Source organism: Streptomyces sp. B3I8 (assembly GCF_030816915.1).
Lineage (GTDB): Bacteria > Actinomycetota > Actinomycetes > Streptomycetales > Streptomycetaceae > Streptomyces.
Genome location: NZ_JAUSYN010000002.1, coordinates 6,383,097 through 6,407,990, shown reverse-complemented (window position 1 = coordinate 6,407,990; position 24,894 = coordinate 6,383,097). Strand labels below are relative to the sequence as shown.

Genomic DNA, 24,894 nt, shown 5'->3' with positions numbered 1-24,894 from the left:
AGCCGGCAGAGGGTTCCGGGGCAAATCAGAGAACCTTGGAGAGGAAGGCCCGGGTGCGCTCGTGGCGCGGCTCGTCCAGGACGGCCGCGGGCGGCCCCTGTTCCACCACGACCCCGCCGTCCATGAACACCACGGTGTCGGCGACCTCGCGGGCGAAGCCGATCTCGTGGGTGACGACGATCATCGTGGTGCCGGTCCTGGCCAGGTCCTTGATGACGTCGAGAACCTCGCCGACCAGTTCCGGGTCGAGCGCGGAGGTGGGCTCGTCGAAGAGCAGCACCTTGGGTGCGAGGGCGAGTGCCCGGGCGATGGCGACGCGCTGCTGCTGGCCGCCGGACAACTGGCGCGGATAGGCGTCCGCCTTGTCGGCGAGCCCGACCCGGTCGAGCAGTCGGCGGGCGGTCTCCCGCGCCTCCTTGCGGGGACGGCGCAGCGCGGAGACGGGGGCCTCGATCAGGTTCTCCAGCACGGTCAGGTGCGGGAAGAGGTTGAAGTCCTGGAAGACGAAGCCGATGTGCGTGCGCTGCCGCAGGACGTCCTTCTCCTTGAGTTCGTGCAGCTTGTCCCCGGAACGGCGGTAGCCGATGAGCTCACCGTCGATGCTGATCCAGCCGCTGTCGACCTTCTCCAGGTGGTTGATCGTGCGCAGCAGCGTGGACTTGCCCGACCCGGACGGGCCGAGGATCACGGTGACCTCGCCGGCGCGGACGGCCAGGTCGACGCCGCGCAGGACCTCCAGCGGGCCGAAACTCTTGTGGACGCCGTGGACGTCCACCATCACCTCGCTCATCGGCTCTCTCCCAGGAGCTCGGGTGCCCTCGGCGGTATGACGGGGCGGTCGGGGTGGTCGGCCGCCGCGCGCAGGGCGCGCAGCGAGCGCCGGAGGCGCCGGAGGGGGGTGGGCGGTGGGGTGCGGTCGGCGCCGCGGGCGTAGCGGCGCTCGACGTGGTACTGCGCGAGGGACAGCAGGGAGGTGAGCAGCACGTACCAGGCGGTGGCGACCAGCAGCAGCGGGATCACCCGGCCGTTGCGGCCGTAGACGACCTGCACCTGGTAGAACAGCTCGCCGATCGACATGACGTAGACCACCGAGGTGCCCTTGAGCAGGCCGATGATCTCGTTGCCCGCGGTGGGCAGGATGGCTCGCATCGCCTGCGGCAGCACGATCCGGCGGATCTGGCGCAGTCGCGGGATGCCGAGCGCGGCGGCGGCCTGGAGCTGCCCGTGGTCGACGGCGAGGACGCCGCCGCGGACGATCTCCGCGCAGTAGGCGGCCTGGTGCAGCGTCAGTCCGATGACGGCGGCGCCCATGGTGCCGATGACGGCGTTGCTGTCGACGGACCAGAACACCGGGCCGAAGGGGATGCCCAGGCCCAGCCGGTCGTAGAGCGCGCTGAGGTTGAACCAGAACACGAGCTGGACGATCATCGGGATCGACCGGAAGATCCAGATGTAGGTCCAGGCGACCGTCCGCAGCACCGGGCTGCGCGAGAGCCGCATGAAGGCGAGCACGGTGCCGAGGGTGAAGCCCAGCACGGTGGCGTAGGCGGTGAGCTGGAGGGTCACCCAGACGGCCTGGACGATCGTCTCGGACAGGACGTAGGCGCCGAACACCCGCCATTCCCATACCGGGTTGGTGGCCAGTCCGTGCGCGAACTGGGCGACCAGGACGAGAACGGCGACGGCCGCCGTCCATCGGGCGTAGTGCCGGGCGGGTACGACGGTGAGGGCGGCCGGGTCGGTGCCGGCCGCGACCGGTGTGTGCCGCACATCCGGTGGGTCCGGCGTGACCTGCGCACCCGGTGTGACCGGTGGCGCGGCGGTGGAGTCGGTGGTGGGCCTCATGGTGGCGTTCTCACTCACTGGTCACTCGTGCTCGGGCGGGTTGATCCGGGAGCCATCGATCGCGGAGCCGGTGGTGCCCCATTTGTCGAGGATCCGGGCGTAGGCGCCGTCCTTGATGAGTTCGTCGACGGCGGCCCGGAAGGCCTCGGTGAGCGGGGAGCCCTTCTTGAAGGTGAAGCCGACGTCGAGCCGGTGGTACTCACCGAGGAAGGTGGTGCCGGACGCGGGCTGGGCGGCCTGGTACCGGAGGCCGTTGGTGGTCGACATGATCACGTCGACGCGTCCCTGCTGGAGCGCGGTGAGCGTGGCGGCGTTCTCGGAGAACACCTTCACGTCGTACGGCTTCTTGCCCGCCTTCGCGCACACGTCCTTCCGCGCGGCCAGGGTGGTCTCGAAGGTGGTGCCGGCGCCGGTGCCGATGGTCAGGCCGCAGAGCTGGGTGAGGTCGGTGATCCTCTTCTTGAGCGTGGTGCTGCCCTTCTTCACCGCGAAGCCCTGGCCGTCGTCGATGTACGTGACGAAGTCGATGGTCTTCAGACGGGTGGTGGTGACGCCGAAGTTGCCGGTGCCGAAGTCATACTTGCCGCTGCCGAGGGCGGGCAGGATCGTCTCGAACGAGGCGTCCTGGCGCCGGAGTTCCACCCCGAGCACCTTGGCGACGGCGTCGGCGAGGTCGATGTCCTGGCCGGCGGGCGCCTTGTCCGGGCCGTTGGGGTAGTACGCGCCGGGCGGGGCCCCGATGGCACTGCCGACCTTGAGCGTGCCCGACTCGCGTACGGCGGCGGGGAGCAGGGCGGCGACGGAGTCCACCCTGTGCACGGCGGCGACCGGGTCGTCGGTCGGGGCGGGGGACGCGTTCGCGCCTGCCGCCGCCGTGTCGCCGGTGTCCCCGGAGCCGCAGGCGGTCAGCACCAGGAACGGCAGCGCGATCAGCGCGGCGAGGGCGCGCGGCCGGCGGGTGCGCGGCCGGGTGCGCGGCGCGTTCATCCGCCCACCACCGCGAGGTTGTGGGTGCCCCGGGGGGTGCGCGCGACGTCGCGCTTGGCGACCTCCTCGCGGACGAGCGGGATCACGTACCGGCCGAAGTCGACGGCGTCCTGGAGCAGGTCGTAGCCGCGTGCGGAGAGGATGTCGACGCCGAGGTCGTAGTAGTCGAGGAGGGCCTGGGCCACCGTCTCGGGGGTGCCGACCAGGGCGTTGGAGTTGCCCGCGCCGCCGGTGGCGGCGGCGGTCGGGGTCCACAGGGCGCGGTCGTAGCGCTCGCCCGCCTCGGCGATGGCGAGCAGCCGCTGCGAGCCGGCGTTCTCCGGCTCGGCGCTCCCGTGACGGCGTCGACCGGCCGGCTCGCCCTTGGCCCTGCGTTCCTTGATCGCGCCGACCACGCGGTGGGCCTTCTCCCAGGCCGCCTGCTCCGTGGGGGCGATGATCGGGCGGAACGCCACCTGGAAGCGCGGGCCTTCGACGCGTCCCGCGACCTTGGCGGCGGCCTTCACCGCGTCGATCTGCTGGGCGGTCCTGGCGAGCGGCTCCCCCCACAGGCAGTAGATGTCGGCCTCGGCGCCGCCGGCGGCGTACGCGGCGGGCGAGGAACCGCCGAACGACACGTCGGGGCGGGGCTGTCGGACGGGGAAGACGTCACTGACGAAGTCGTGGAATCGGTAGTACTCGCCCTCGTGGTCGAAGGGTTCGCGGGTGGTCCAGATCTTCTTGACGATCTCGATGTACTCGCGGGTGCGGGCGTAGCGCTCGTCCTTGGTGAGGGTGTCGCCCTCGCGGCGCTGCTCGTGGTCGTTGCCGCCGGTGATGAAGTGCACGGTCAGCCGGCCCTCGCTGATCTGGTCGAGGGTGGCGAACGTCCTGGCGGCGAAGGTGGGGTAGGACACGTTCGGCCGGTGGGCGAGCAAGAGGTGCAGACGGTCCAGTTTGCTCGCGACGTACGCGGCTGCGGGCGCGGGGTCCGGGGAGCCGGAACCGTAGGCGAACAGCACCCGGTCCCAGTCGTGCTCCTCGTGGGCGGCGGCGAGGCGGAGCGTGTACTCCTTGTCGAAGGCGGGGCCGGAGCGCGGGGTGGTTTCGGAGCCGTCGTGGGTGGCGGCGATACCGAGGAACTGCACGGGCATGACGGTGGCCTTTCACGGGTGACCGCGTGCGGGCACGGTGAAGTGACGACACTCGCGCGTTGTATGACGAGGCGTCGGAAATGTCGGGCGGGAGGGTGCGAGCCGTTCACCGCCGACGCGGGGGCGCGGGCGGTTCGGTGCGGGTGTGACGACGACGGGCGTCGGGGTGACGAGGGCGCGGAGGCAGCGCGCGAAAGGGAGGGGAACGGCCCGCGTCGGGGGTCGACGGAGGAATTCCGGGACTCACCGAGGGAGGGAAGGGCCGGTCAGAGGGCCCGCTGCCGAGTCAGGCGCAACACGCGGCCGACCACACTCGACCGAAGTCGATGTGGTCGCGCGAGACCAAACGCTGCTGGGCATCCATGCGATTAATTGAGCAGTGCGTTTCGCCGTTCGTCAAGCGGCGTTCGGATGGCGGACCGGTTGTCGGTCCAGTCATCGCTCCGCTCATCGGACCGCCCCACACGCCCTGTTGACACATCCGTGCCATGGGCACATACGATCGATGGCGGGTGGGCTCCGCCGTGCGCGGCAGCCTCTCCGGCCGCGTTGAGGGACGCGGCGACTGTGACGACGTCGGACCCGGACGCACCGGACCGCGCGGCGCTCGCCGCGCTCTTCCGCGAGTGCCCCGGACGGTCGTCCACGCCAGCCATCCCTCCCGGAGAGGCCTTCCGATGCCCACGTCTTCCGACGTCACCGCGCCCGACGCCGACTCCCCCGGCACCAACACCGCGAAACGGCCGCCCACGACCACCGGAAACAACTCGCCCGCGCCCGGTGCTTCCGGCTCCGACCGGCCGCGGATCGTGCCTCGCCGACACCCCGGACGTCTGCTGTCCGCCGCCGTCGCGCTGCTCCTGTGCGCGATGCTGGTGAACTCCGTCGTCCGCAACAAGGCGTTCCAGTGGGACGTGGTGGGGCGCTGCTTCACCACCACCGCCGTGCTCGACGGGCTGCTGCTGACGCTGTGGCTGACGGGCGCGGTGATGGTGCTCGGCTTCCTGCTCGGCACCGTTCTCGCGGTGATGCGGCTGTCCGCCAACCCGGTGCTGCGCACGCTGAGCTGGGGTTACGTGTGGATCTTCCGGTCCACGCCGCTGCTGGTGCAGTTGCTGTTCTGGTTCAACATCGGCGCGCTGTATCCGACGCTCGGCCTGGGCGTGCCGTTCGGCCCGCAGTTCGTGACCGTCAGGACGGTGAACCTGCTCGGCCCCACCCTCACCGCCGTGATCGGCCTGACCCTGCACGAGACCGCCTACGCCGCCGAGGTGGTGCGCGGCGGCATCCTCTCCGTCGACTCCGGGCAGACCGAGGCCGCTCAGGCGCTCGGGCTGAGCCGACGCCGCACGCTGCGCCGGATCATCGTTCCGCAGGCCATGCGCTCCATCGTGCCGACCGCCGGGAACATGCTGATCGGGACACTCAAGGGCACGAGCATCGTCAGCGTGCTGGCCGTGCACGACCTGCTGTACTCGGTGCAGCTCGTCTACAACCAGACCTACCAGGTCATCCCGCTGCTGATGGTCGCCACCCTCTGGTACATCGCGGTCACCACGGTACTCAGCACCGGGCAGTTCTACATCGAGCGGTACTACGCGCGCGGCAACGCCCGCGCGCTGCCGCCGACCCCGCTGGGCCGGCTGTGGGCGCGCCGGAGGCCCGGCACCGTGGTGCCGGGCCTCAAGTGATGTGTCAGGATCCGCCGTTGAGCATCGCGGCGGTCAGGATGTTGCCGCCGATCCCCCAGCCGCCGTCGGTGACCTCCTCCACGACGACCAGGGTGTTGGCGCGGGCGCGCTCTCCGTAGACCTCGGCGTAGAGGTCGGTGGTGCGCTCGACGATCTTCTTCTTGTCCTCGTCGCTGAGGGTGCCGGCGGGGACCTTGAAGTTGGCGAAAGGCATGGCTGTGGCTCCTGAGTGAAGGTGTACTAGAGGGTGGGTGTGCTGGTCAGAGGCTCGCGCCGGGCGTGAGCAGTTCGTCGATGCCGATGCGGTGGAAGAACTCCGCGCGAACGCGATCGTAGACGGCGGAGACCACCTCGCTGCCGTCCCGGCTGGGGTCGACGTGCGTGCGCAGCGGCCGGCTGCCGTGGGGCAGGCCGACGACGCGGACGATCTCGTCGGCCACCTCGTCCGCCGCGCGTCCCGGCGGGAAGATGCCGGCGAGCGCGTCGGTCATGGCGTCCCGGAGCGTGCCGTAGGCCTCGTCGTACTCGGCCGCCCGTGCCGTGTCCGCGGGGCTGCCGGCGTGCGCGAAGTGGTTGGTGCCGCTCGGGTAGGCCCCGGGGACGACGAGGGTGGTCTCGATGCCGTACTTGACCACCTCGGCGGCGTAGCTCTCGGCGAGCGCGTCCATCGCGGCCTTGGCGGCGAAGTAGGGCCCGAGGAAGGGCGGATGACCGCCGCGGGTGGAGGAGGAGCCCACCCACAGCAGCAGCCCGCGGCCCTGGCGGCGCATGAGCGGGAGCACCGTGCGGTTGACCCGCTGAGTGGAGAGGACGTTGATGTCGTAGACGTCGGCGAGTTGCTCGGGGGTGAACGCCTCGGTCGGCCCGAGGACCATGTGGCCGGCGTTGTGCACCACGACGTCGAGGCGTCCCCGCTCGGCCTCGATCCGTGCCACTGCGGCGTCGACGGACGCCTGGTCCTGGACGTCCATCTCGATCGCCGAGACGCGCAGCCCGCGCTCCCTGCCGAACGCGTCGAGGGCGGCCGCGGCGGGGGCGTTGCGGCCGGTGGTGGCGCGCATGCCCGCGTGGACCACGTGCCCGGCCTCGGCCAGGGCCCGGGCGGTGAGGTTGCCGAACCCGCTGGACGCGCCGGTGACGACCACGACCTGGGGAGGGCTGCCTGGAGAACCGCTCGGAGAGTCGCTCGGAGTACTGCTCGGAGGGCCGCTCACACCATGCCCCCGTTGGCGCGCAGGATCTGGCCGTTCACCCAGCGGCCCTGGGGGCCGGCCAGGAAGGCGACCACGCGGGCGATGTCCTGAGGAGTGCCCAGCCGCTCCAGCGGCGGGACCTTGGCGAGCCGCTCGACCTCCTCCTCCGTCTTGCCGTCCAGGAAGAGGTCCGTGGCCGTGGGGCCCGGGGCGACCGTGTTCACGGTGATGTCCCGGCCGCGCAGTTCGCGGGCGAGGATCAGGGTCAGCGCCTCGACGGCCCCCTTGCTCGCCGCGTACGCGCCGTAGGAGGGGAACTGCGTGCCCACCACGGAGGTGGAGAAGCCGACGAACGCGCCGCCCGCCCGCAGCCGGCGCGCGGCCTGCTGGGCGACGACGAAGGTGCCGCGGATGTTGGTGCGGTGCAGGGCGTCCAGGACGGCCAGGTCGAGTTCGGCGACGGGGGCCAGGGCCATCCGGCCGGCGCAGTTGACGACGACGTCGACCCCGCCGTACTCCCGCTCCGCCCGGTCGAAGAGCGCGGCGACCTCCTGCTCGTCCGCCACGTCGGCCCGTACGGCGATCGCCCGCCCGCCGTCGGCGGTGATCTCGGCCACCACCTCCTTGGCGGCGCCCTCGTCACTGGCGTAGTTCACCACCACGGCCAACCCGTCCCCGGCGAGTTCCCGGGCGACGGCGCGGCCGATGCCGCGGGAGCCGCCGGTGACGACGGCGACCCGGGTGGTGTTCCCCTGCTGAGGTGAGGTGCTCGTGTTCATGTCTCCAGCGTGCGCGCCCCCGGCCGGCGGAGCCAGGGGACGCCGTCCCCTGTGTCCCGGTCCCGTCCGCGCACACAATGGACCTCATGGGTTCTGCGAAGTACACCGAGCTGGGAGTGTTCCTGCGGTCCCGGCGGGCGCGGATCAAACCCGGCGACGTGGGGCTCCCGACGGGGCCCCGGCGCCGGGTGCCGGGACTGCGGCGCGACGAGGTCGCCCAGCTCGCCGGGGCGTCCGTGGACTACTACAACGAGCTCGAACGGGGGGCCGGGTCGCAGCCGTCCGCGCAGATGATCGCGGCCCTGGCCAGGGCGCTGCGCCTGACCGCCGACGAGCGCGACCACCTGTATCACCTGGCCGACCGGCCGGTGCCGCCGAACTCGGGTCCCGTGTCGCATGTGCACCCCGGCATGCTGGACCTGATCCAGCGGATGCCGTCGACGCCGGCGCAGGTCATCACCGACCTGCACGTCACCCTCGTCCAGAACCCGCTCGCGGTGGCCCTGCTCGGGGACCAGAGCGGGTTGCGGGGCGCCCGGGCCAGCTTCGTGCACCGGTGGTTCACCGAGCCGGAGGCCCGGGCGATGTATCCCGAGGAGGATCACGCGGCACAGTCCCGGTCCTTCGTCGCCGACCTGCGCGCGGCCGCCGCCCGGCGGGACGCGAGGGACGGCGAGGCCCGGGAACTGATCCGTACGCTGCTCGGCCTCTCCCCCGAGTTCGCCCGGCTGTGGGACGAGCACGACGTGGCGTTCCGGCGCAAGGACCGCAAGCGGCTGAACCATCCGGTACTCGGCCTGCTGGAGGTCAACTGCCTCAATCTGTTCAGCGAGGACGGTCGGCAGCGGCTGCTGTGGTTCACCCCGGCGGTCGGCACGGACAGCGCGGACCTGCTGGACCTGCTGGAGGTGGTGGGGACACAGGAGCTGGCGGGGCGAGGGGGCGGAACCGGATGACCCGCGGCCGGGTGGCAGGGCCGGCGGACTCCGTGGGGTCCACCGGCCTCCCGGTCAGTGCCCCCGGCCCGTCGGCTCCTCCGCCGCCGGCCGTCCCGCCCACTGCTGCGGGAGCCCGACCAGACCCGGCTGCGGTGCCTGTCCCTGCAGCGCCACCGTCCGCGTCGGCGCCGGGATCCTGATGCCTTCGAGCTGGTAGCGCGCGTGCAGCCGCTTGATGAACTCGTGCTTGATCCGGTACTGGTCGCTGAACTCCGCGACCCCGAGGATCACCGTGAACCCGATCCGCGAGTCCCCGAAGGTGTGGAACCGCACCGCGGGCTCGTGTTCCGGCAGCGCCCCCGCGATGCCGGTCATCACCTCCGCGACCACCTCGAGGGTGACCCGCTCCACGTGCTCCAGGTCGCTCTCGTACCCGACCCCGACCTGCACCAGGACCGTCAGGTCCTGCTCGGGCTTGGTGAAGTTGGTCATGTTCGCCTTGGCGAGCTGCCCGTTGGGTATCACGACGAGGTTGTTGGAGAGCTGGCGGACGGTCGTCTGCCGCCAGTTGATGTCGACGACATACCCCTCCTCGCCGCTGCTGAGCCGGATGTAGTCACCGGGCTGGACGGTCTTGGAGGCGAGGATGTGGACGCCCGCGAAGAGGTTGGCGAGGGTGTCCTGGAGGGCGAGCGCGACGGCCAGACCGCCGACGCCCAGCGCGGTCAGCATCGGCGCTATCGAGACGCCCAGCGTCTGCAGCATCACCAGGAAGCCGATCGCCAGCACCACCACCCGGGTGATGTTGACGAAGATCGTGGCCGAACCCGCGACCCCGGACCGGGATTGCGTGACCGCCTGTACCAGACCGCTGATCACGCGCGCCGCCGTCGCCGTGGCGACGGCGATGAGCAGCACGGTCAGCGCCTGGTCGACATGGTGGCTCACGCCACCGGTGAGCGGCAGCGCCGCGGCGGCGACCGCCGCGCCGCCGACGACCGCGGTCCACGGCACGATGGTGCGCAGGGCGTCGACGACCACGTCGTCGCCGCGCCAGCGGGTCCGTCCGGCGTGCTTGCCGAGCCAGCGCAGCAGCAGCCGTAGCAGAAACCCGGCGAGCAACCCCGTGACCAGGGCGATCCCGGCCACGACAAGATCGTCCAGAGTGAGCGCCCGGTTCACCGCTCGCCTCCGGGGGCGAAGGGTGCGGCGGCGGGTTCCGCCGACGGCCGGATGAGGAGTTGTGTCACGTGCCACCTGCTCGGATCTCGGATGCGCGATACGCCGTCGGCGAGCGGGAGGCACGCCGGGCGCGACCGCTCATCCTGCCGCATCCGGCTGCCGGTCCGTCAGCCGACCGGGACGAGGGGGGCGTTGCCCACCCACAGAGCCGAATGAGGCGTCCCCGTCTCCCCCGGGGCGGGCTCCCCCGTCTCCCCCGGAGGTGGGCTCCCCCGTCTCCCCGTCTCCCCGTCTCCCCGGGGCGGTTCCGGTGCGTCGTCATCCGCAGGTCGACACGGGCTGGTCGCGCAGTTCCCGCGCCCTGGGGTGTCGGGGCGCCCCCGACTTGCAGGGGCGCAAGGAACTGCGCGAACACCCCCCCACCCGCGCCCGCCGCCGAACCGAGCCCCCCACTCCCTCACGCGCCGCAGGGCTGAGGGGCTGCGCCCCGAAGCCCCCCGTGCCGCCGGCCCCCGCCACGAGATATCTTGATGTCAAGCAATGTCGCAGACGAAGACGTGGACGTGGAGCGGAGCACCCGGTGACTGACTCGACCATCATCTACACACACACTGACGAGGCCCCAGCCCTGGCAACGCATTCGTTCCTGCCGGTGATCAAGGCGTACGCCTCGCAGGCGGGTGTCGCCGTGGAGACCCGCGACATCTCGCTGGCCGGGCGCATCATCGCCGTCTTCCCGGAGTACCTGGACGAGGACCAGCGCATCCCCGACGCGCTGACGGAACTGGGCGAGCTGGCCAGGACCCCGGCCGCCAACATCATCAAGCTGCCGAACATCTCGGCGTCCATCCCCCAGCTCAGGGCCGCGATCGCCGAGCTGCAGGGCCAGGGCTTCGCCCTGCCGGACTACCCGGACGACCCGAAGACCGACGAGGAGCGGGAGATCCGCGCCCGTTACGACAAGATCAAGGGCTCCGCGGTGAACCCGGTGCTGCGCGAGGGCAACTCCGACCGCCGCGCCCCCGCCTCGGTGAAGAACTACGCCAAGTCCCACCCGCACCGCATGGGCGCCTGGTCCGCCGACTCGAAGACGAACGTGGCGACCATGGGCGCCGACGACTTCCGCACGACCGAGAAGTCCGCCGTCATCGCCCAGGACGGCACCCTGCGCATCGAACTCAAGGGCGACGACGGCTCCACCACGGTGCTGCGCGAGTCCGTGCCGGTCCTGGCGGGCGAGGTCGTCGACGGCGCCGTGCTGCGCGTCGCCGCGCTGCGCGAGTTCCTCACCGCGCAGATCGCCCGCGCCAAGGCCGAGGGCGTCCTGTTCTCCGTGCACCTGAAGGCCACGATGATGAAGGTCTCCGACCCGATCATCTTCGGTCACGTGGTGCGCGCCTTCTTCCCGAAGACGTTCGCGAAGTACGGCGAGACCCTCGCCACCGCCGGCCTCACCCCGAACGACGGTCTGGGCGGCATCCTCAAGGGCATCGAGAACCTGCCCGAGGGCGCCGAGATCAAGGCCTCCTTCGACGCCGAGCTCGCCGAGGGGCCGACGCTGGCCATGGTCGACTCCGACAAGGGCATCACCAATCTGCACGTCCCTTCCGACGTCATCATCGACGCGTCCATGCCGGCCATGATCCGCACCTCCGGCCACATGTGGGGCCCGGACGGCCAGGAGGCCGACACCCTCGCCGTGATCCCCGACTCCTCCTACGCGGGCGTCTACCAGGCCGCCATCGAGGACTGCCGGGCCAACGGCGCCTACGACCCGTCGACGATGGGCTCGGTCCCGAACGTCGGCCTGATGGCGCAGAAGGCCGAGGAGTACGGCTCCCACGACAAGACCTTCGAGATCCCGGCGACCGGCACGGTCCGCCTGGTCGACCAGTCCGGCGAGGCCGTGATCGAGCTCGCCGTCTCGGCCGGTGACATCTTCCGCGCCTGCCAGACCAAGGACGCCCCGATCCGCGACTGGGTCAAGCTCGCCGTCACCCGCGCCCGCGCCACCGGCGACCCGGCCGTGTTCTGGCTGGACGAGGACCGCGCCCACGACGCGCAGCTCATCGCGAAGGTGAAGCAGTACCTCACGGAGCACGACACCGAGGGCCTGGACATCCGCATCCTGAACCCCGTCGAGGCGACGAAGCTGTCCGTGGAGCGCATCCGCCGCGGCGAGAACACCATCTCCGTCACCGGCAACGTGCTGCGCGACTACCTGACCGACCTGTTCCCGATCCTGGAGCTGGGCACCAGCGCCAAGATGCTGTCGGTCGTGCCGCTGATGGCGGGTGGTGGCCTGTTCGAGACGGGCGCGGGCGGCTCGGCCCCCAAGCACGTGCAGCAGCTCGTCAAGGAGAACTACCTGCGCTGGGACAGCCTGGGCGAGTTCTTCGCGCTGGTGCCGTCGCTGGAGCAGTACGCCGAGGTCACGGGCAACGCGCGGGCCAAGGTCCTCGCCGACACGCTGGACCGCGCCACGGCGACGCTGCTCAACGAGGACAAGTCGCCGAGCCGCCGCGTCGGCGGGATCGACAACCGCGGCAGCCACTTCTACCTGTCGCTGTACTGGGCGCAGGAGCTGGCGGCACAGACCGACGACGCGGACCTGGCGAAGGCCTTCGCCCCGCTCGCCGAGACCCTCGCCGCGAACGAGCGGAAGATCGTGGACGAACTGGCCGCGGTCCAGGGCAAGCCGGCGGACATCGGCGGCTACTACCGGCCGGACGTGAAGAAGGCGTCGGCGATCATGCGCCCGTCCACGACCTGGAACGAGGCGCTGGCGTCGCTGGCGTAGCCGGAGTCGCCGGCGCAGTCGGCTTCGCCACGTTCCCCGCGCCCTGAACAGGGGCGCGGGGAACCGCGCGGGGCCCCACGGACCGCCCGTACCCGCCGACAAGCCCCCACCACCGTCACCATCACCGGCACGGCGGCTCTCGGGCGCGACCGCCGGGCCCCGCGGAACGCTCGGTATGATCGGCCAATGTCCGACACGACCGAAACCACGCCCGGCTGGCTGTCCTCCGACGACCTCGAGCAGGCGCGCGCCCAGATGCCGATCCTCTACGTCGAGGCGGTACCGGTCCGCGTCGACGACAGCGGTGAAGTCACCAGCATCGGACTGCTGCTGCGCATCGGCCCCGACGGCACGGTCAGCCGCACCCTCGTCTCCGGCCGCGTCCTGCACCACGAACGCGTGCGCGACGCGCTGCTGCGGCACCTGGAGAAGGACCTCGGCCCGGTGGCCCTGCCCCGGGTCCCCGCCTCGCTGCAGCCCTTCACCGTCGCCGAGTACTTCCCGACGCAGGGCATCACCCCGTTCCACGACCCGCGTCAGCACGCCGTGGCCCTCGCCTACATCGTCCCGGTGACGGGCGACTGCCGGCCCCGGCAGGACGCGCTGGACCTGGTCTGGTTCAGTCCCCAGGAGGCCGTCTCCGCGATGGTGCAGAACGAGATGCCGGGCGGCCAGGGCATTCTGCTCAAGCAGGCACTGGCGCACGTGGGCTGCGCGGTCTAGGAACGTACGGCACACGGTACGAAGAGGCCGGGCGACTCCGCGGAGTCGCCCGGCCCTTCATGCGCCGACTGAGCAGCGACATCGGGCCGGCTACCGGTCCGGTGAGTGCCGGCGGGGACCAGGGACGCGTTGAAGTGACCCCTCAGGTCCCGACACTTCCGTCTTGTGCCGCGAGGCCCAGTCGTTGATGCCGGCGGAGCCTCTCCTGGTACGGCGTGATGCAGCCGATCGTCGAGTGGATCCGATCCCGGTCGTGATGTTCCACGATCCGGCGGAGAACGTCCTGTCGAGCCTGTGCCCGGGTGTCCAGGCGGTCGTTCCGGTCTCTGCTTTCAGGACAGCGAAGTCTCCGCGGCGGCGTCTGCTTTTCGTTCAGCGCCGTACCCGCTGACGGCCCTCTCGCCGTGGTGGCGGGCGGCGCGTCCCACGGCAGTTGCTCAGCCCACGCCCAGGCATGGGCCGCAGGCCGCCTCACGCGGTCGACGGCCGCCCTGTCGTGCCGCGGACCACGAGTTCCGGAACCGGTGTGCGGAGCACCAGGTCAGCCAGGGGAGCTCCGTCGATGTGGTCGAGCAGCATGGACGTGGCGGCGGCTCCCGCTTCTTGCAGCGGCATGCGTACAACTGTCACTGGCGGGCAGTACACCTCGGCCATCCAGGTGTCTTGGACAGCCACCACCGAGAGCTCCTCCGGAACGCGTATTCCGGCGCGGCTCGCGCAGGAAACAGCGCCGAAAGCGGCGTTCACACTGGCCACCACCAGGCCGGTGGGAGGTGAGGACGCATCCAGCAGTCGCTTCGCGGCAGCCATGCCCGCATCGGCCTCCCATCCCGCGGCGACGACGTCGGACTTGGCGACGGAGCGCCCGGCAGCGCGCATGGCGGCCCGAAAACCCTTGAGCCTGCGCGCCGCGGCGTCATGCCGAACGGTTCCGCCGACGAATCCGAGGTGCTCGTGCCCGAGGTCGAGCAGATGCCGGGTGGCGATCCTCGCGGCTTCGACGTCGTCGAGAAGCACCGAACCGGTGCGGCCCTTCAGACGGGAGTTGAACAGTACGACGGGTACGTCGGTGTCCAGGGTCGATGCCAGCATGCGGTCGGTGAAGTCCTCCCGCCGCTGGAGGACCACCCCGTCGACCCGGCCCTTCCCTACGAGCGCATCCAACTCACGCTTTCCCGCCCGCGGGCCATCGAGCTGTCCCAGCAGTACGCTCACGGACCGCGATGTCGCGACCTCGTCCACGCCGGCCAGCAAAGGCGCGAAGACGGCGTTGTTGACATCGGGGACGATCAACGCCAGGGCCCCGGCCCTGGACATGCGCAGGGCGCGGGCACGGTGGCTCGGGACGTACCCGATCTCCCCCGCGACAGCCAGGACCCGCTGACGCGTGTCGGGATGGATCCGGGCCTTGGCGTCCGCGGTCAGTACGCGGGAGGCCACCGATATGGATACACCGGCGGCCGCCGCGACGTCTTTGAGTTCTGCCATGGTCAGGGCATCCTACAAGTCGGCTGGACCCGAACCCGGTGGTCGGGACATGGCCGAGAAGACATCAGCGTGCACCGAACTCCGCGGGACGTTTCTCGACGAAGGCCCGGATGCCTTCCCGCGCGTCGGCCGTGTTGAACAGGGCGTGCAGGTGCTGCTGTTCGACAGTGAACCCGGCGGTGGTGGTGTGCCCCACGGCGGCCTTGATCGCCGTGATCGCGTGGGCCGGTCCCCGCGCGAGCTCGTCCGCGATGTGCTGCGCGCGAAGGAGAGCGGTGCCGTCATCACTGACATGGGTGACAATGCCGAGTGCGTGGGCCCGTTCGCTGGAGATCCGCGCACCCGTCATGATCATTTCCTTGGCGCGGTTGATTCCCACGTGCCGGGTCAGCCGCTGGGTGCCTCCCCAACCGGGCATCAGGCCCAGCGAGATCTCCGGCAGGCCGAAAGAGGCTGTGCTGTCGGCCACCACCAGGTCGCAGCTCAGCACGACCTCGAAGCCTCCTCCCAGAGCCAGGCCGTGAACGGCGGCGATGACGGGGAGCCGGAGACCGGCGATCGTGTCGCACATGGTATTGGCACGTGTGGTGAACGCCTGGAACTCCTCGCTTTCCACGCTCGCGTACTCGCCGATGTCGGCGCCGGCGGCGAAGGCGGGGCCGCTGCCGGTGATGATCACGGCACGTATGCCCGGGTCCGCGTCGGCGTCGAGCAGTGACGAGGTGACCAGCTGGATCATCTCGGTGTTGAACGCGTTGTACTTGCGGGGCCGGTTCAACCGGATGGCCAGCGTCTGGTCGCGGACCTCGGTCAGAACGGGCAGATCTTCGGTCCTGGGCCTGCTCGTCCGCTCAGTCGGCACGGTGCAGCGCCCCCTTCTGTACGAGGACATCGATTTCCTGCGCGGTGTAGCCCAGCGACTCCAGGACCGTCGCGGTGTCCGCTCCGAGCGCGGGCGGTACGGCACGGACACCAGGGCGCTCTCCGTCATAGGTGACCGGGTGGCCCAGCACGCGGACTGTGCCCGCGTCAGGGTGTTCGAAGCTGATGATCGAACGGTTGTGGACCACCTGCGGATCCGTGACGACGTCGGCGTAGGTGTTGACCTGTGAGAACCAGATCTTGTGGGCGGTCAGCCGGGCGGTCCAGTCCGCGGTCGTCCGCCCGCGCATGTGCTTGGCGACTCGCGCGTTGACGTGCTCCCGGCGGGCGTAGGACTCGTCTTCTGCGATGTCGTCGAACCATGGGTCGTCGAAGAGCGTGTGCAGGGCGGAGAGGCTGGTGAGGGAGACGCAGAGGTGGCTGTCCGCCGTCGCGAAGACGCCGTAGGGAGCCTTGTAGTACATGGACGAGACGCCGGAGGCGCTGCGCTCTCCCTTGAAGCCGTTCAGATGGTAGGCGAGCGGTTCGATCTGCAGGTCGAGTGCCGCGTTCAGCAGGTTGCTCTCGACCTTGCAGCCCTCGCCCGTACGTTCGCGCCCCTGCAGGGCGGCCAGGATGCCCATGGCTCCGAGGACGGCGCCGTGCTGATCGACGAGCGACGCACCCACCGGCGTGGGAGGCCCGTCGGCGGTCCCGGTGGCTGCGGCCAGCCCCGAGAGTGCCTGAATGAGGACGTCCTGACCAGGCCGGTCACGGTAGGGCCCGTCGGCGCCGTAGCCCGAGAGGGAGCAGTAGACCAGCCGCGGGTTCAGGGACTTCAGCCGCTCGTATCCGAACCCCAGGCGGTCCATCGCGCCGGGCCGGAAGTTCTCGACCACCACGTCGGCGGTGGCCAGCAGTCTGTCGAGCGCCTCGCGCGACTCCGGCGCCTTGAGGTCGACCGCGATGCTCTTGGTGTTCCGGTTCCCGAGAAGGAAGAAGACGCTGGTGTCACCCAGGTATGCGTCGGGGCCCGACCAACTCCGCTCGAAGGCACCGCTCGGTGGTTCGACCTTGATGACCTCGGCCCCGAGGTCGGCCAGTAGCTGGCTCGTCGAGGGGCCCTGGAGGAAATGGGTGAAGCTCACGACGCGGAGACCCGAAAGCATGTGTTGTCCCATCTGAGGTGATGCGGCGTCCGGCTCTGGCCGGCGCGGGGATGCCGACCCGACAGCTCTTCGGTCGCGGGCATCCGGAAGTCCGGGGCGCGGCCCCCAGGACTTGTCTTCCGGAGGCGCCATGTCGGTCGACGCGGAACCGAGTCGATCCCAAGGACGAGCCTTGGCGACTTCGTTTCACACTAGACGGCGCGCATTGGCCTCCGCAAGAGCATGCGCAATCGATTGTGCGCAGGCACTTTCGCCGCATTGCCCCCCCTGTCCTCCACTTCCGTGGTCGACACGCCGCGCCCAACTGCGCAATCGATTGTTCAATGGTGCCGCCGCTGCGGACATCCGGCGTGGCCGGAGTCTTTCTCCACGGGTCCCCGAAGCCGAGTCCGACCGTGCGCGTCGAGCCGCCTGCCGGCCGCCGGCCGCCGGCACATGGTGCCTCAGTGCGCGGCCCCCATGGCCCCGAGCTGGAGCCGCAGAGCCAGTCGTACGCGCGGCGAGGAAAGATCCACCGGAGCCACTTCCCCCAGGCGCCGCATGCGGTAACGCAACGTGTTGGGATGTATGCGCAGAGCGTGAGCGGCACTTTTGGGATCGCCGTGGAAGTCCAGCCACGCGGTGAGCGTCGCCAGGTGCGCGGTCCCGTGCTCCCTGTCATGGGCGGAGAGGGCTGCGAGCGGGCCGCCGAGCAGACCCGCTTCGATCCGCGTTGCCGCCTGGGCCCGTTCCACCACGACGGCGTCCCAGACGTCCTCCACCCGGATGAGTCCACTGGACGCGGCGGTCGGCAGTCGGCCCGCCGTGACCAGCCGGCTCAACTCGGCGGCCTCGCCGCGCGAACGGGGAATCTCCTCGGGCGCGTGCGCCAGGCCGCCCATGACGGCGTACGAACTGCGGTCGTGCGGGGACGACTCGCCGAGGATGTTCCGCAGCCAGCGCACGGAACCCGGGCGAGGTGTCGTGGCAGAGCCGTTGCCGCCGTCGCTCACCAGGCAGTACAGAAGGCCGTCGAGCTCCACCGTGAGCGGCTGCTCCCAGCCGGCTCGACGGGCGACGGATTCCCAGACGAGGGCGTGCGCGCCCACGTCCCGCACCCCGTCCGGGGCGCCCAGGACGATGACGCGCCACGGACCCGGCGGCAGCGCGGACGCCGCCTCCCGCTCCCCATGGCGCAGCACGGCGGACAGGCGGCCTTCCAGCATCCGGCGCCCCAGACCGGCGTCCGCGCGCAGGTGCAGCAGGTGCAGGGCGAGAGCGGACCCCACTCCTTGGAGTTCGCGAATCCGTTCCGGAGGCACCGGCTTCTCGGCCACGGCCCAGATCGAACCGAGCCATTCGCCCGCGGCACGAACGGGAATGATCAGCCGTGGCAGCATGCCGTCCGGCCCTGGAGGAGTCAGCACCGGCTCGCTGGAACCGGCGAGCCGACGGTAGACGCCGCGGGCTCTGAAGTGCGCGGTCACCTCGGCAGGCACCCGTCGGCCCACGATCGTCGAGACCCGCGCGGAGTCCGTGACCTCCTGGCGTGCGGAGTAGGCGAGGACGCGCGAGTGGGCGTCCTCCACGGTCACGGGGGCGTCGACGATGTCCGCTGCCGCATCCGCGAGGGCGAAGAGGGTGCCGCGCGCACCCGCGGCGTCCGCGTCCGTTCCCGCCCCGCGGTCGATGACACTGCGCAGGAGCCAGACAGCGCCCGTCCATGACACGTGCGGTTGCAGCTCCACGAGGGCCAGGCCGAGGCGCTCGGCGATGTCGCCGATCCCCGAAGTGCTGATCACGGCGGCCTTCAACACGAGTCCTTCCGCTCCCGCCGCGGCAGCTCGTTCGGCGAGCTCCGCAGCCGCATGCGGGTGGGTGACGCCCACGCCCAGGACGAGATCGCCCGGCTGTCCCGCGCCCTCACCGGGCTCCGCCAGCACGACATCGCGGATCTCGGCGCCCGGCCCCGCGACGACCAGGCGCAGCAGTCCGGCACCGAGAGAGGTGACAAGGTCGGTGAGGGTGATCACAGCCGGACCCTGGTCCGAAGGACGACGACTTCACTGCGCATGATGCGCATTCTGCATCACCCCTTTGTGCCCGTGGCACAAGCACCACGGCGGTCATGAGCGGATCACGACGAAGACAGCGGCGGCCCGCCCACCCAGGATCGACACCGTTGCCGTCGAAACGGAAGGAAGCACAATGCGGTTCTCCTCCCCTGGTCCTGACCGTGTCGCCGTCGTGGGCGCAGGCATGGTCGGCCTCTCCACCGCCTGGTTTCTGCAGGAACTCGGCGCCACCGTCACCGTGCTCGAACGCGCTGACGTGGCCGCCGGATCCTCATGGGGCAACGCAGGATGGATCACCCCCGGACTCGCCACGCCCCTGCCCGAACCCGCCGTTCTGCGCTATGGCCTGCGGGCCGTACTGAACCCTTCCTCACCCGTCTACGTCCCGTTGAGCGGCGATTTCCAGCTGCTGCGCTTCCTGGCGGGCTTCGCACGCCACAGCACCAACGCCAGGTGGAAACGTGCGATGCGGTCGCTGGTGCCGATCAACCGGCTGGCGCTGTCGAGCTTCGACGCCCTGTCGGAGGGCGGTGTCGCTGCCGAAACCGTCCCCGCGGGCTCGTTCCTCGCCGCATACGGCAGCACACAGGAGCGCAAGGTGCTGCTGGACGAACTGGAGCACATACGGTCTTCGGGACAGAGCATCGAGTTCGATGTGCTCAGTGGTGACGAGGCTCGGGAGGTCGAACCGGCGCTGTCCGCGAAGATCGGCGCGGCGCTGCGGCTGCACGGGCAGCGCTATGTCGACCCGGGGGCCTATGTGCACGCCCTCGCCGCCGCGGTCCGTGCCCGTGGCGGCGATGTCCGGATCGGTGCGGAGGTCACCGAAGTGTCGGACGACGGCCGAGGAGTTCAGGTCCGCACGGCGGACGGCAGAGTGGACCACGTCGCCTCCGTCGTCCTCGCCAACGGTGTCTGGTTGCGTCGCCTCGGCCATCGGTTCGGCGTGCGCTCCCTCATCCAGGCCGGACGGGGTTACAGCTTCAGCGTCCCCATGGAGCGGGTGCCCTCGGCACCGGTGTACTTCCCCGCTCAGCGTGTGGCCTGCACACCGCTGGGGGGTCAGCTCCTGCGGGTGGCGGGCATGATGGAGTTCCGGTCTCCTGAGGCGCCTTTGGACGCCCGCCGGATCAACGCCCTCGTGGACGCCGCCCGGCCGCTGCTGGAGGGAGCGGACCTCGACATGCGCAAGGACGAATGGGTGGGTTCGCGGCCCTGCACCCCCGACGGCCTGCCGCTCATCGGCGCCACTCGCTCGCCACGTGTGTTCGCCGCCGGCGGGCACGGCATGTGGGGCATCACTCTCGGACCGGCGACCGGTCGCCTGCTCGCGGAGCAGGTGGTCACCGGCCGTCGACCGGCGGAACTGGGCCCCTTCGATCCGTTGCGCTGACGCGGGACGGCGGCCCGGAGCCGGTGCCCGTGCCCATCGCCACTCAGGCTCTGCCGGCCAGCATGCCCCACGGGTCCACCGGGATCACCTCGGTGGACCTGCCGTGCTCGTCCACCAGGCGTCCGTGCACCTTCACCTGCCGAAGCACCAGACGACGTTCGGCGATGGTGACCTGCGGATATTCTGCGGCCAGTCTGAGCACGATCTCTTCCAGGTGCTCCACCGAACGCAGGCTGACGATCACACACAGATTGGTGCGACTGACCACGGGCGCGCAGAAGCGCGTCTCCCGCCACTCCCCGATCGCCCGTCCGATGCCGCCGACCTCGGCGTCGGGTGCCGTCAGCCACAGCATCGCCATGGCGTGCCATCCGGCCAGGGGCCGCGCCACATCGCAGCGGAAAGCGACTTCGCCCCGTCGCTGCAACCGGTCGAGGCGGCGCTTGACCACCTGCGGCGAGGTCCCCAGGTCCTGTGCGACCTCGGTGTAGCTGCGGCGCCCGTCCCTTCCCAGGGCGACGTACAGCGCTCTGTCGTCGACGCTGAGCGGGCGCAGTTCCTTGGGCGGCGGCCCCAGGTCGCTGCGGACCTGCTCGCATTGCGCGCGGTTGAGCACTCCGTGCCTCCAACGCCCTCCGCCCAACATGCCCGTGTAGACATGGCTGCTCACCCGGGTGACGTCAGAGGTGATCGGCAGCCCGTCCAGCAGCACCGTGGAGATGGCATCGACGGTCGGGGCGACCACCAGGGCGAACAGGTCGTACTCGCCGACCGTGATGCCCACGGTGGCGACGTGCGGCAGCGCGCTGAAGGCGGCGGCCACGTCCACGGCCGTGCCGGGTTTGCAGGCCACCTCGATGATCGCTCCCCGGAAACTGGGGCCTTCCAGGGTGATGCACGTCCATGCGGTGCGTGCCCGGACGAGCGCCTGCCATCTGCGGGCCAGGGTGACCGGGGACAGCTCGAGCACCTCGGACAGGGTGGTCCAGCTCACGCGTGGGTTCAGCTGCAGCGCATCGGTGAGGGCAAGGTCGGTCTCGTCCAGGATCGGGACTCCGCCCAGGCTGACAGAACTCGTCATAATCCGTCCCACCCGCGTGCTCGACGCAATTTTCCTTCATGTTGGCGGGACGAACGGGATTCGGGACCACTCTGAACGGCATCGCCGCCCACGCCGCCACCATCTTCAACGCGGTGTTCATGCGTGCGCAAGCTCACTCACACATCCCGGAGGCTTCCATGAGAGCCCTGTCCCCGCTCGCGGTGGAGCACGACGCCCGGCGCGATGCTCTGTATGCGAAAGCGGCACGGCGGATCATCCCGCTGCTGGTCGTGTGCTACACCTTCGCCTATCTGGACCGGGTCAACATCGGCTTCGCCAAGCTGCAGATGCAGCAGGACATCGGCATCAGCGAGCATGTCTACGGAGTGGCAGCCGGCATCTTCTTCCTCGGATACGTCATCTTCGAGGTGCCGAGCAATCTGTGGCTGGCCAGGGTGGGGACGCGCAAGACGATCGTGCGCATCATGATCCTGTGGGGGGTGACCTCGGCGGCCATGGTGTTCGTCCATGACGCCACCAGCTTCTACGCCATCCGCTTCCTGCTCGGTGTCTTCGAGGCCGGTTTCGCACCGGGGATCATCTACTACCTCACCCTGTGGTTCCCGCCGGCCCGGATGGCGGCGGTCATGTCGTACGTCATGCTTCCCGGGCCCATCGGATCGATGGTCGGTGGCCCGCTGTCCTCTTGGATCATGTCGACCCTCGACGGCACCGCCGGACTTGCCGGATGGCAGTGGGTGTTCATGATCGAGGGCCTGCCCTGTGTCCTGCTCGGAGTCGTGGTCTGGAGGACGCTCGTCGACCGTCCGTCCGACGCCGGGTGGCTCACGGCCGAGGAGAAGGACATCATCACGGTCGACATCGGGAAGCGCCCGCAGGGCGGCAAGCACCGCCTCGGCGCGGCACTCACGGCTCCGCGGACCTACAGCCTGGCCCTCAGCTACTTCTGCCTCATCAGCGGCATCTATGCGGTGAGCTTCTGGCTTCCGACCATCCTCACGGAGAACGGTGTCCACGGCCTTTCCCGTATCGGTGCCCTCTCCGCGGTGCCGTACCTGTTCGCCATCGTGTTCATGCTGATCGTCGGCCGCCGTTCCGACCGCACCGGCGAGCGCCGGCTGCACAGCGCGATCCCGGCCGGGATCGCCGTCTTCGCACTGGCGTGCGCCGCTGTGACCGCGAGCCACTTCGTGGTGTCCTTCCTGTCGATCAACGTGGCAATCGTCTGCCTCTGGGTGGCGTACACCGTCTTCTGGTCGATCCCACCCTCGTTCCTCAAGGGGACGGCCGCGGCCGGGGGAATCGCCTTCATCAACTCGATCGGGCTCCTCGGCGGCTTCTTCAGCCCCATGATCATGGGGTTCGTGAAGGAACGCACCGGGAGTACCGAGTGGGGGCTGCTGACGATGAGCGCGCTTCTCGCCGCCGGCACGGTACTGCTGCTCGCGACCAAGCCGACCCCCACGCGCGTGGAGACGGATACCGAACACGCGGTGCCTGCCGGCACGTGAGGACGTCCGACTCCCCCACCAGCCCTATCGGAGTGATCTCCATGCCTGCTTCCACCCTCTTCCGCAAGGCCACCGTCGTCGACGGTTCCGGTGGCCCGGCCTACACCGCCGACGTCCATGTCGCCGACTCCCGGATCACCCGCGTGAGCGATCCGCGTCCCGGGGCGGGGACGGCGGACCGTGTCATCGACGCCGAGGGACTCGTCCTGAGTCCGGGGTTCATCGACGTCCACTCACACGCCGACAACGCCCCGTTCCTGAACACTGCCGATGTGTCCAAGGTGACCCAGGGGGTCACCACAGAGGTCGTGGGCAACTGCGGATTCAGCCTGGCTCCGGTGCACGATGCCCATCGGGACGCCTTTCGCTCCTTCACCCGCCGCATCTTTCCCCCGCTGCCGTTCGACTGGTCGTCCATCGAGGAGTTCTTCTCCCGGGCGGACGAGGCCGGCCATGTCGTCAATGTCGCCCATCTCGTCGGCCACAACGCCCTGCGCATCGCGGCCATGGGACTGGAGGCCCGCGCACCCCGCCCCCAGGAGCTGGAGGCGATGCGGTCACAGCTGCGCCGGGCCCTGGAGGCCGGAGTGTTCGGGCTCTCCACGGGACTCATCTACCCGCCCGGAGTGTTCTCCGAGGTCGAGGAACTCGTCGCACTCGCCGAGGTGATGCCGCCCGGCCGTGTCTACGCCACGCACATGCGGGGAGAGGGACCGCAGTTGCTGCAGAGTGTCGCCGAGGCGGTGCATGTCGCCGAACGCGCCGGGTGCCGCCTGCAGGTCTCCCATCTCAAGGCGACGGGAAAGCAGGCCTGGGGAACCGTGAGCGACGCGCTCGAGGCTCTCGACGCGGCCCGGGCACGCGGCCTCGTCGCGCATCAGGACGTGTATCCCTACGAAGCCGCCGGCACGATGCTCACCGCCTGCCTCCCCCCGTGGTTCCAGGACGGCGGCAACCAGGCCTTCCTCGCCCGGCTCCGTTCCGAGGACGCTCTGGCTCGCGCCAGGGCCGAACTGGAGCGGCATGACGGCAGCTGGGAGAACTGGGTGGCCGCGGCGGGGTGGGACCGCATCGTCGTGGCCTCCTCCGCGACCCATCAGTACGACGGCATGAGCCTCGCGCACATCGCCGCGCAGAAGGGGATTCCCGCTTTCGACGCCCTGGTCGCCGTGCTGCTGCAGGAGGAGCTCCAGGTCTCCATGACGGTGTTCGCCATGGACGAGAAGGACATCGCCGCGGCGATCGCCCATCCCAGCTCGGTGATCGGGTCCGACGGCATGCCGCCGGGAAACGGTGGCAAGCCCCATCCCCGGATGTTCGGCACGTTCCCGAAGATCCTGGCCAAGTACGTCCGTGACACCGGTCTGCTGTCGCTGCCCGAAGCGATCCGGAAGATGACGCACCTGCCCGCCACCGCGTTCGGCATCCCCGACCGGGGACGCGTCGCCGAGGGCTGTGCGGCCGATCTCGTCCTCTTCGACGCCGGGACGGTCAAGGACCACGCGACCTATGAAACACCGGATCGGCGGGCAGCGGGCATACGCGCCGTCATGGTCAACGGGCGGATCGTGGTGGAGGACGGCGAATTCAGCGGGGAGCGAGCGGGAAGGCGTCTCACCCCGGCGTGAGCCACCGGAGCGCCCTGGCCGGTCCGCGCATGAGGCCTCTCGGGCCTGTGGGGACCGGTCATACCTCCCGTCGGAGGTGCCGCTGCCGTACGTGCGGTGGCCTGCGGCTAGGGTCTTTCGTTCGGATCAGGCCGGCTGGGAGGCGCGGTGCGTCTTCGACCGACCCGAGCGGGGTCCGGTGCGTGCGGCTGCAAGGCGGAGGAGGGCGCCAGGGCGGAGCCCCGGCAACCGACGACAACGCCGCACAGGCGCGTGCCGGACCCCGCGACGCCGGCCTGATCCGAACGAGAGGCCCTAGTAGTGCTTCGTTGGGCTGTCTGCGGCGGGTTCGTGGGCTGGGCAGGGGTCGTCCGCAGGTGGTGCAGGTACCGGTCCAGCACCTCAGCAGGTCCTGAAGAACGTCGAGGACTTGGACGTTCCGACAACGCGGCGAGGTGCCGTAGCTGTCGTCGCGCG

At 70.3% G+C, this 24,894-nt stretch carries 20 protein-coding genes; 7 read left to right on the top strand and 13 right to left on the bottom strand.

The features are described 5' to 3' along the window. Positions 1–25 precede the first annotated feature (25 nt). Genes QFZ64_RS30595 through QFZ64_RS30580 form a run of 4 tightly spaced genes read right to left on the bottom strand, consistent with a single transcriptional unit; the run spans position 26 to position 3,965 of the window. Positions 26–790, bottom strand: a complete 765-nt coding sequence (locus QFZ64_RS30595; protein ID WP_307070706.1) for an amino acid ABC transporter ATP-binding protein — start codon at positions 788–790, stop codon at positions 26–28. Beyond that, complete coding sequence (locus tag QFZ64_RS30590) at positions 787–1,845, bottom strand: amino acid ABC transporter permease (protein WP_307070705.1); 1,059 nt, start codon at positions 1,843–1,845, stop codon at positions 787–789. Before QFZ64_RS30590 ends, QFZ64_RS30595 begins: the two co-directional genes overlap by 4 nt. A 21-nt stretch (positions 1,846–1,866) precedes the next feature. Then, complete coding sequence (locus QFZ64_RS30585) at positions 1,867–2,832, bottom strand: ABC transporter substrate-binding protein (protein WP_307070704.1); 966 nt, start codon at positions 2,830–2,832, stop codon at positions 1,867–1,869. Then, positions 2,829–3,965, bottom strand: a complete 1,137-nt coding sequence (locus QFZ64_RS30580) for an LLM class flavin-dependent oxidoreductase (protein ID WP_307070703.1) — start codon at positions 3,963–3,965, stop codon at positions 2,829–2,831. The genes QFZ64_RS30585 and QFZ64_RS30580 overlap by 4 nt, the downstream gene beginning before the upstream one ends. A 677-nt stretch (positions 3,966–4,642) precedes the next feature. On the opposite strand from QFZ64_RS30580, the gene QFZ64_RS30575 reads away from it, so the two are divergent. After that, positions 4,643–5,656 (top strand): amino acid ABC transporter permease, encoded by a 1,014-nt coding sequence (locus tag QFZ64_RS30575; protein WP_307070702.1) that lies wholly within the window; start codon positions 4,643–4,645, stop codon positions 5,654–5,656. Positions 5,657–5,660: 4 nt separating this feature from the next. Here the strand turns inward: QFZ64_RS30575 and QFZ64_RS30570 are convergent, their stop codons facing one another. The 3 genes from QFZ64_RS30570 to QFZ64_RS30560 form a co-directional block, all read right to left on the bottom strand. Beyond that, positions 5,661–5,870, bottom strand: coding sequence for a 4-oxalocrotonate tautomerase family protein (locus tag QFZ64_RS30570; RefSeq protein ID WP_307070701.1), 210 nt, complete (start codon positions 5,868–5,870; stop codon positions 5,661–5,663). A gap of 46 nt (positions 5,871–5,916) precedes the next feature. Beyond that, the gene (locus QFZ64_RS30565) at positions 5,917–6,801 is read right to left on the bottom strand and encodes an SDR family NAD(P)-dependent oxidoreductase (protein WP_307070700.1); all 885 of its coding nucleotides are present in this window, start codon (positions 6,799–6,801) and stop codon (positions 5,917–5,919) included. 65 nt (positions 6,802–6,866) lie between these two features. Beyond that, positions 6,867–7,628 carry an SDR family oxidoreductase gene (locus QFZ64_RS30560; RefSeq protein ID WP_307070699.1) on the bottom strand — a complete coding sequence of 254 codons (762 nt, stop codon included), beginning with the start codon at positions 7,626–7,628 and terminating at the stop codon, positions 6,867–6,869. An 86-nt stretch (positions 7,629–7,714) separates the two neighbouring features. Here QFZ64_RS30560 and QFZ64_RS30555 point away from each other — a divergent pair, with 86 nt between their 5' ends. Beyond that, positions 7,715–8,584: a helix-turn-helix transcriptional regulator gene (locus QFZ64_RS30555; protein WP_373430688.1), complete on the top strand. Its 870-nt coding sequence runs from the start codon at positions 7,715–7,717 to the stop codon at positions 8,582–8,584. A gap of 54 nt (positions 8,585–8,638) precedes the next feature. Here QFZ64_RS30555 and QFZ64_RS30550 read toward each other — a convergent pair whose 3' ends face one another. Beyond that, positions 8,639–9,748: a mechanosensitive ion channel family protein gene (locus QFZ64_RS30550; RefSeq protein ID WP_307070697.1), complete on the bottom strand. Its 1,110-nt coding sequence runs from the start codon at positions 9,746–9,748 to the stop codon at positions 8,639–8,641. 580 nt (positions 9,749–10,328) lie between these two features. Between QFZ64_RS30550 and QFZ64_RS30545 the strand changes: the two genes are divergently transcribed. After that, positions 10,329–12,548 carry an NADP-dependent isocitrate dehydrogenase gene (locus QFZ64_RS30545; protein ID WP_307070696.1) on the top strand — a complete coding sequence of 740 codons (2,220 nt, stop codon included), beginning with the start codon at positions 10,329–10,331 and terminating at the stop codon, positions 12,546–12,548. Positions 12,549–12,734: 186 nt separating this feature from the next. Then, the gene (locus tag QFZ64_RS30540; protein ID WP_307070695.1) at positions 12,735–13,271 is read left to right on the top strand and encodes an NUDIX hydrolase family protein; all 537 of its coding nucleotides are present in this window, start codon (positions 12,735–12,737) and stop codon (positions 13,269–13,271) included. 471 nt (positions 13,272–13,742) lie between these two features. Here QFZ64_RS30540 and QFZ64_RS30535 read toward each other — a convergent pair whose 3' ends face one another. From QFZ64_RS30535 to QFZ64_RS30520, 4 genes are all read right to left on the bottom strand, one after another. Continuing rightward, the gene (locus QFZ64_RS30535) at positions 13,743–14,759 is read right to left on the bottom strand and encodes a LacI family DNA-binding transcriptional regulator (protein WP_307070694.1); all 1,017 of its coding nucleotides are present in this window, start codon (positions 14,757–14,759) and stop codon (positions 13,743–13,745) included. Between the two features lie 64 nt (positions 14,760–14,823). After that, complete coding sequence (locus QFZ64_RS30530; protein ID WP_307070693.1) at positions 14,824–15,621, bottom strand: enoyl-CoA hydratase/isomerase family protein; 798 nt, start codon at positions 15,619–15,621, stop codon at positions 14,824–14,826. Further along, positions 15,611–16,789, bottom strand: coding sequence for a CaiB/BaiF CoA-transferase family protein (locus QFZ64_RS30525; protein ID WP_307070692.1), 1,179 nt, complete (start codon positions 16,787–16,789; stop codon positions 15,611–15,613). The genes QFZ64_RS30530 and QFZ64_RS30525 overlap by 11 nt, the downstream gene beginning before the upstream one ends. A gap of 443 nt (positions 16,790–17,232) precedes the next feature. Further along, complete coding sequence (locus QFZ64_RS30520; protein WP_307070691.1) at positions 17,233–18,801, bottom strand: CdaR family transcriptional regulator; 1,569 nt, start codon at positions 18,799–18,801, stop codon at positions 17,233–17,235. A gap of 175 nt (positions 18,802–18,976) precedes the next feature. Here QFZ64_RS30520 and QFZ64_RS30515 point away from each other — a divergent pair, with 175 nt between their 5' ends. Then, positions 18,977–20,236: an FAD-binding oxidoreductase gene (locus QFZ64_RS30515; protein WP_307070690.1), complete on the top strand. Its 1,260-nt coding sequence runs from the start codon at positions 18,977–18,979 to the stop codon at positions 20,234–20,236. 43 nt (positions 20,237–20,279) lie between these two features. Here QFZ64_RS30515 and QFZ64_RS30510 read toward each other — a convergent pair whose 3' ends face one another. Further along, positions 20,280–21,317, bottom strand: a complete 1,038-nt coding sequence (locus tag QFZ64_RS30510; RefSeq protein WP_307070689.1) for an Lrp/AsnC family transcriptional regulator — start codon at positions 21,315–21,317, stop codon at positions 20,280–20,282. Positions 21,318–21,475: 158 nt separating this feature from the next. Between QFZ64_RS30510 and QFZ64_RS30505 the strand changes: the two genes are divergently transcribed. Next, entirely contained in the window at positions 21,476–22,810 is a 1,335-nt protein-coding gene (locus QFZ64_RS30505; protein ID WP_307070688.1) for an MFS transporter, read from the top strand. A 41-nt stretch (positions 22,811–22,851) separates the two neighbouring features. Beyond that, positions 22,852–24,438 (top strand): amidohydrolase family protein, encoded by a 1,587-nt coding sequence (locus QFZ64_RS30500; RefSeq protein WP_307070687.1) that lies wholly within the window; start codon positions 22,852–22,854, stop codon positions 24,436–24,438. The last annotated feature ends 456 nt before the right edge of the window (positions 24,439–24,894 follow it).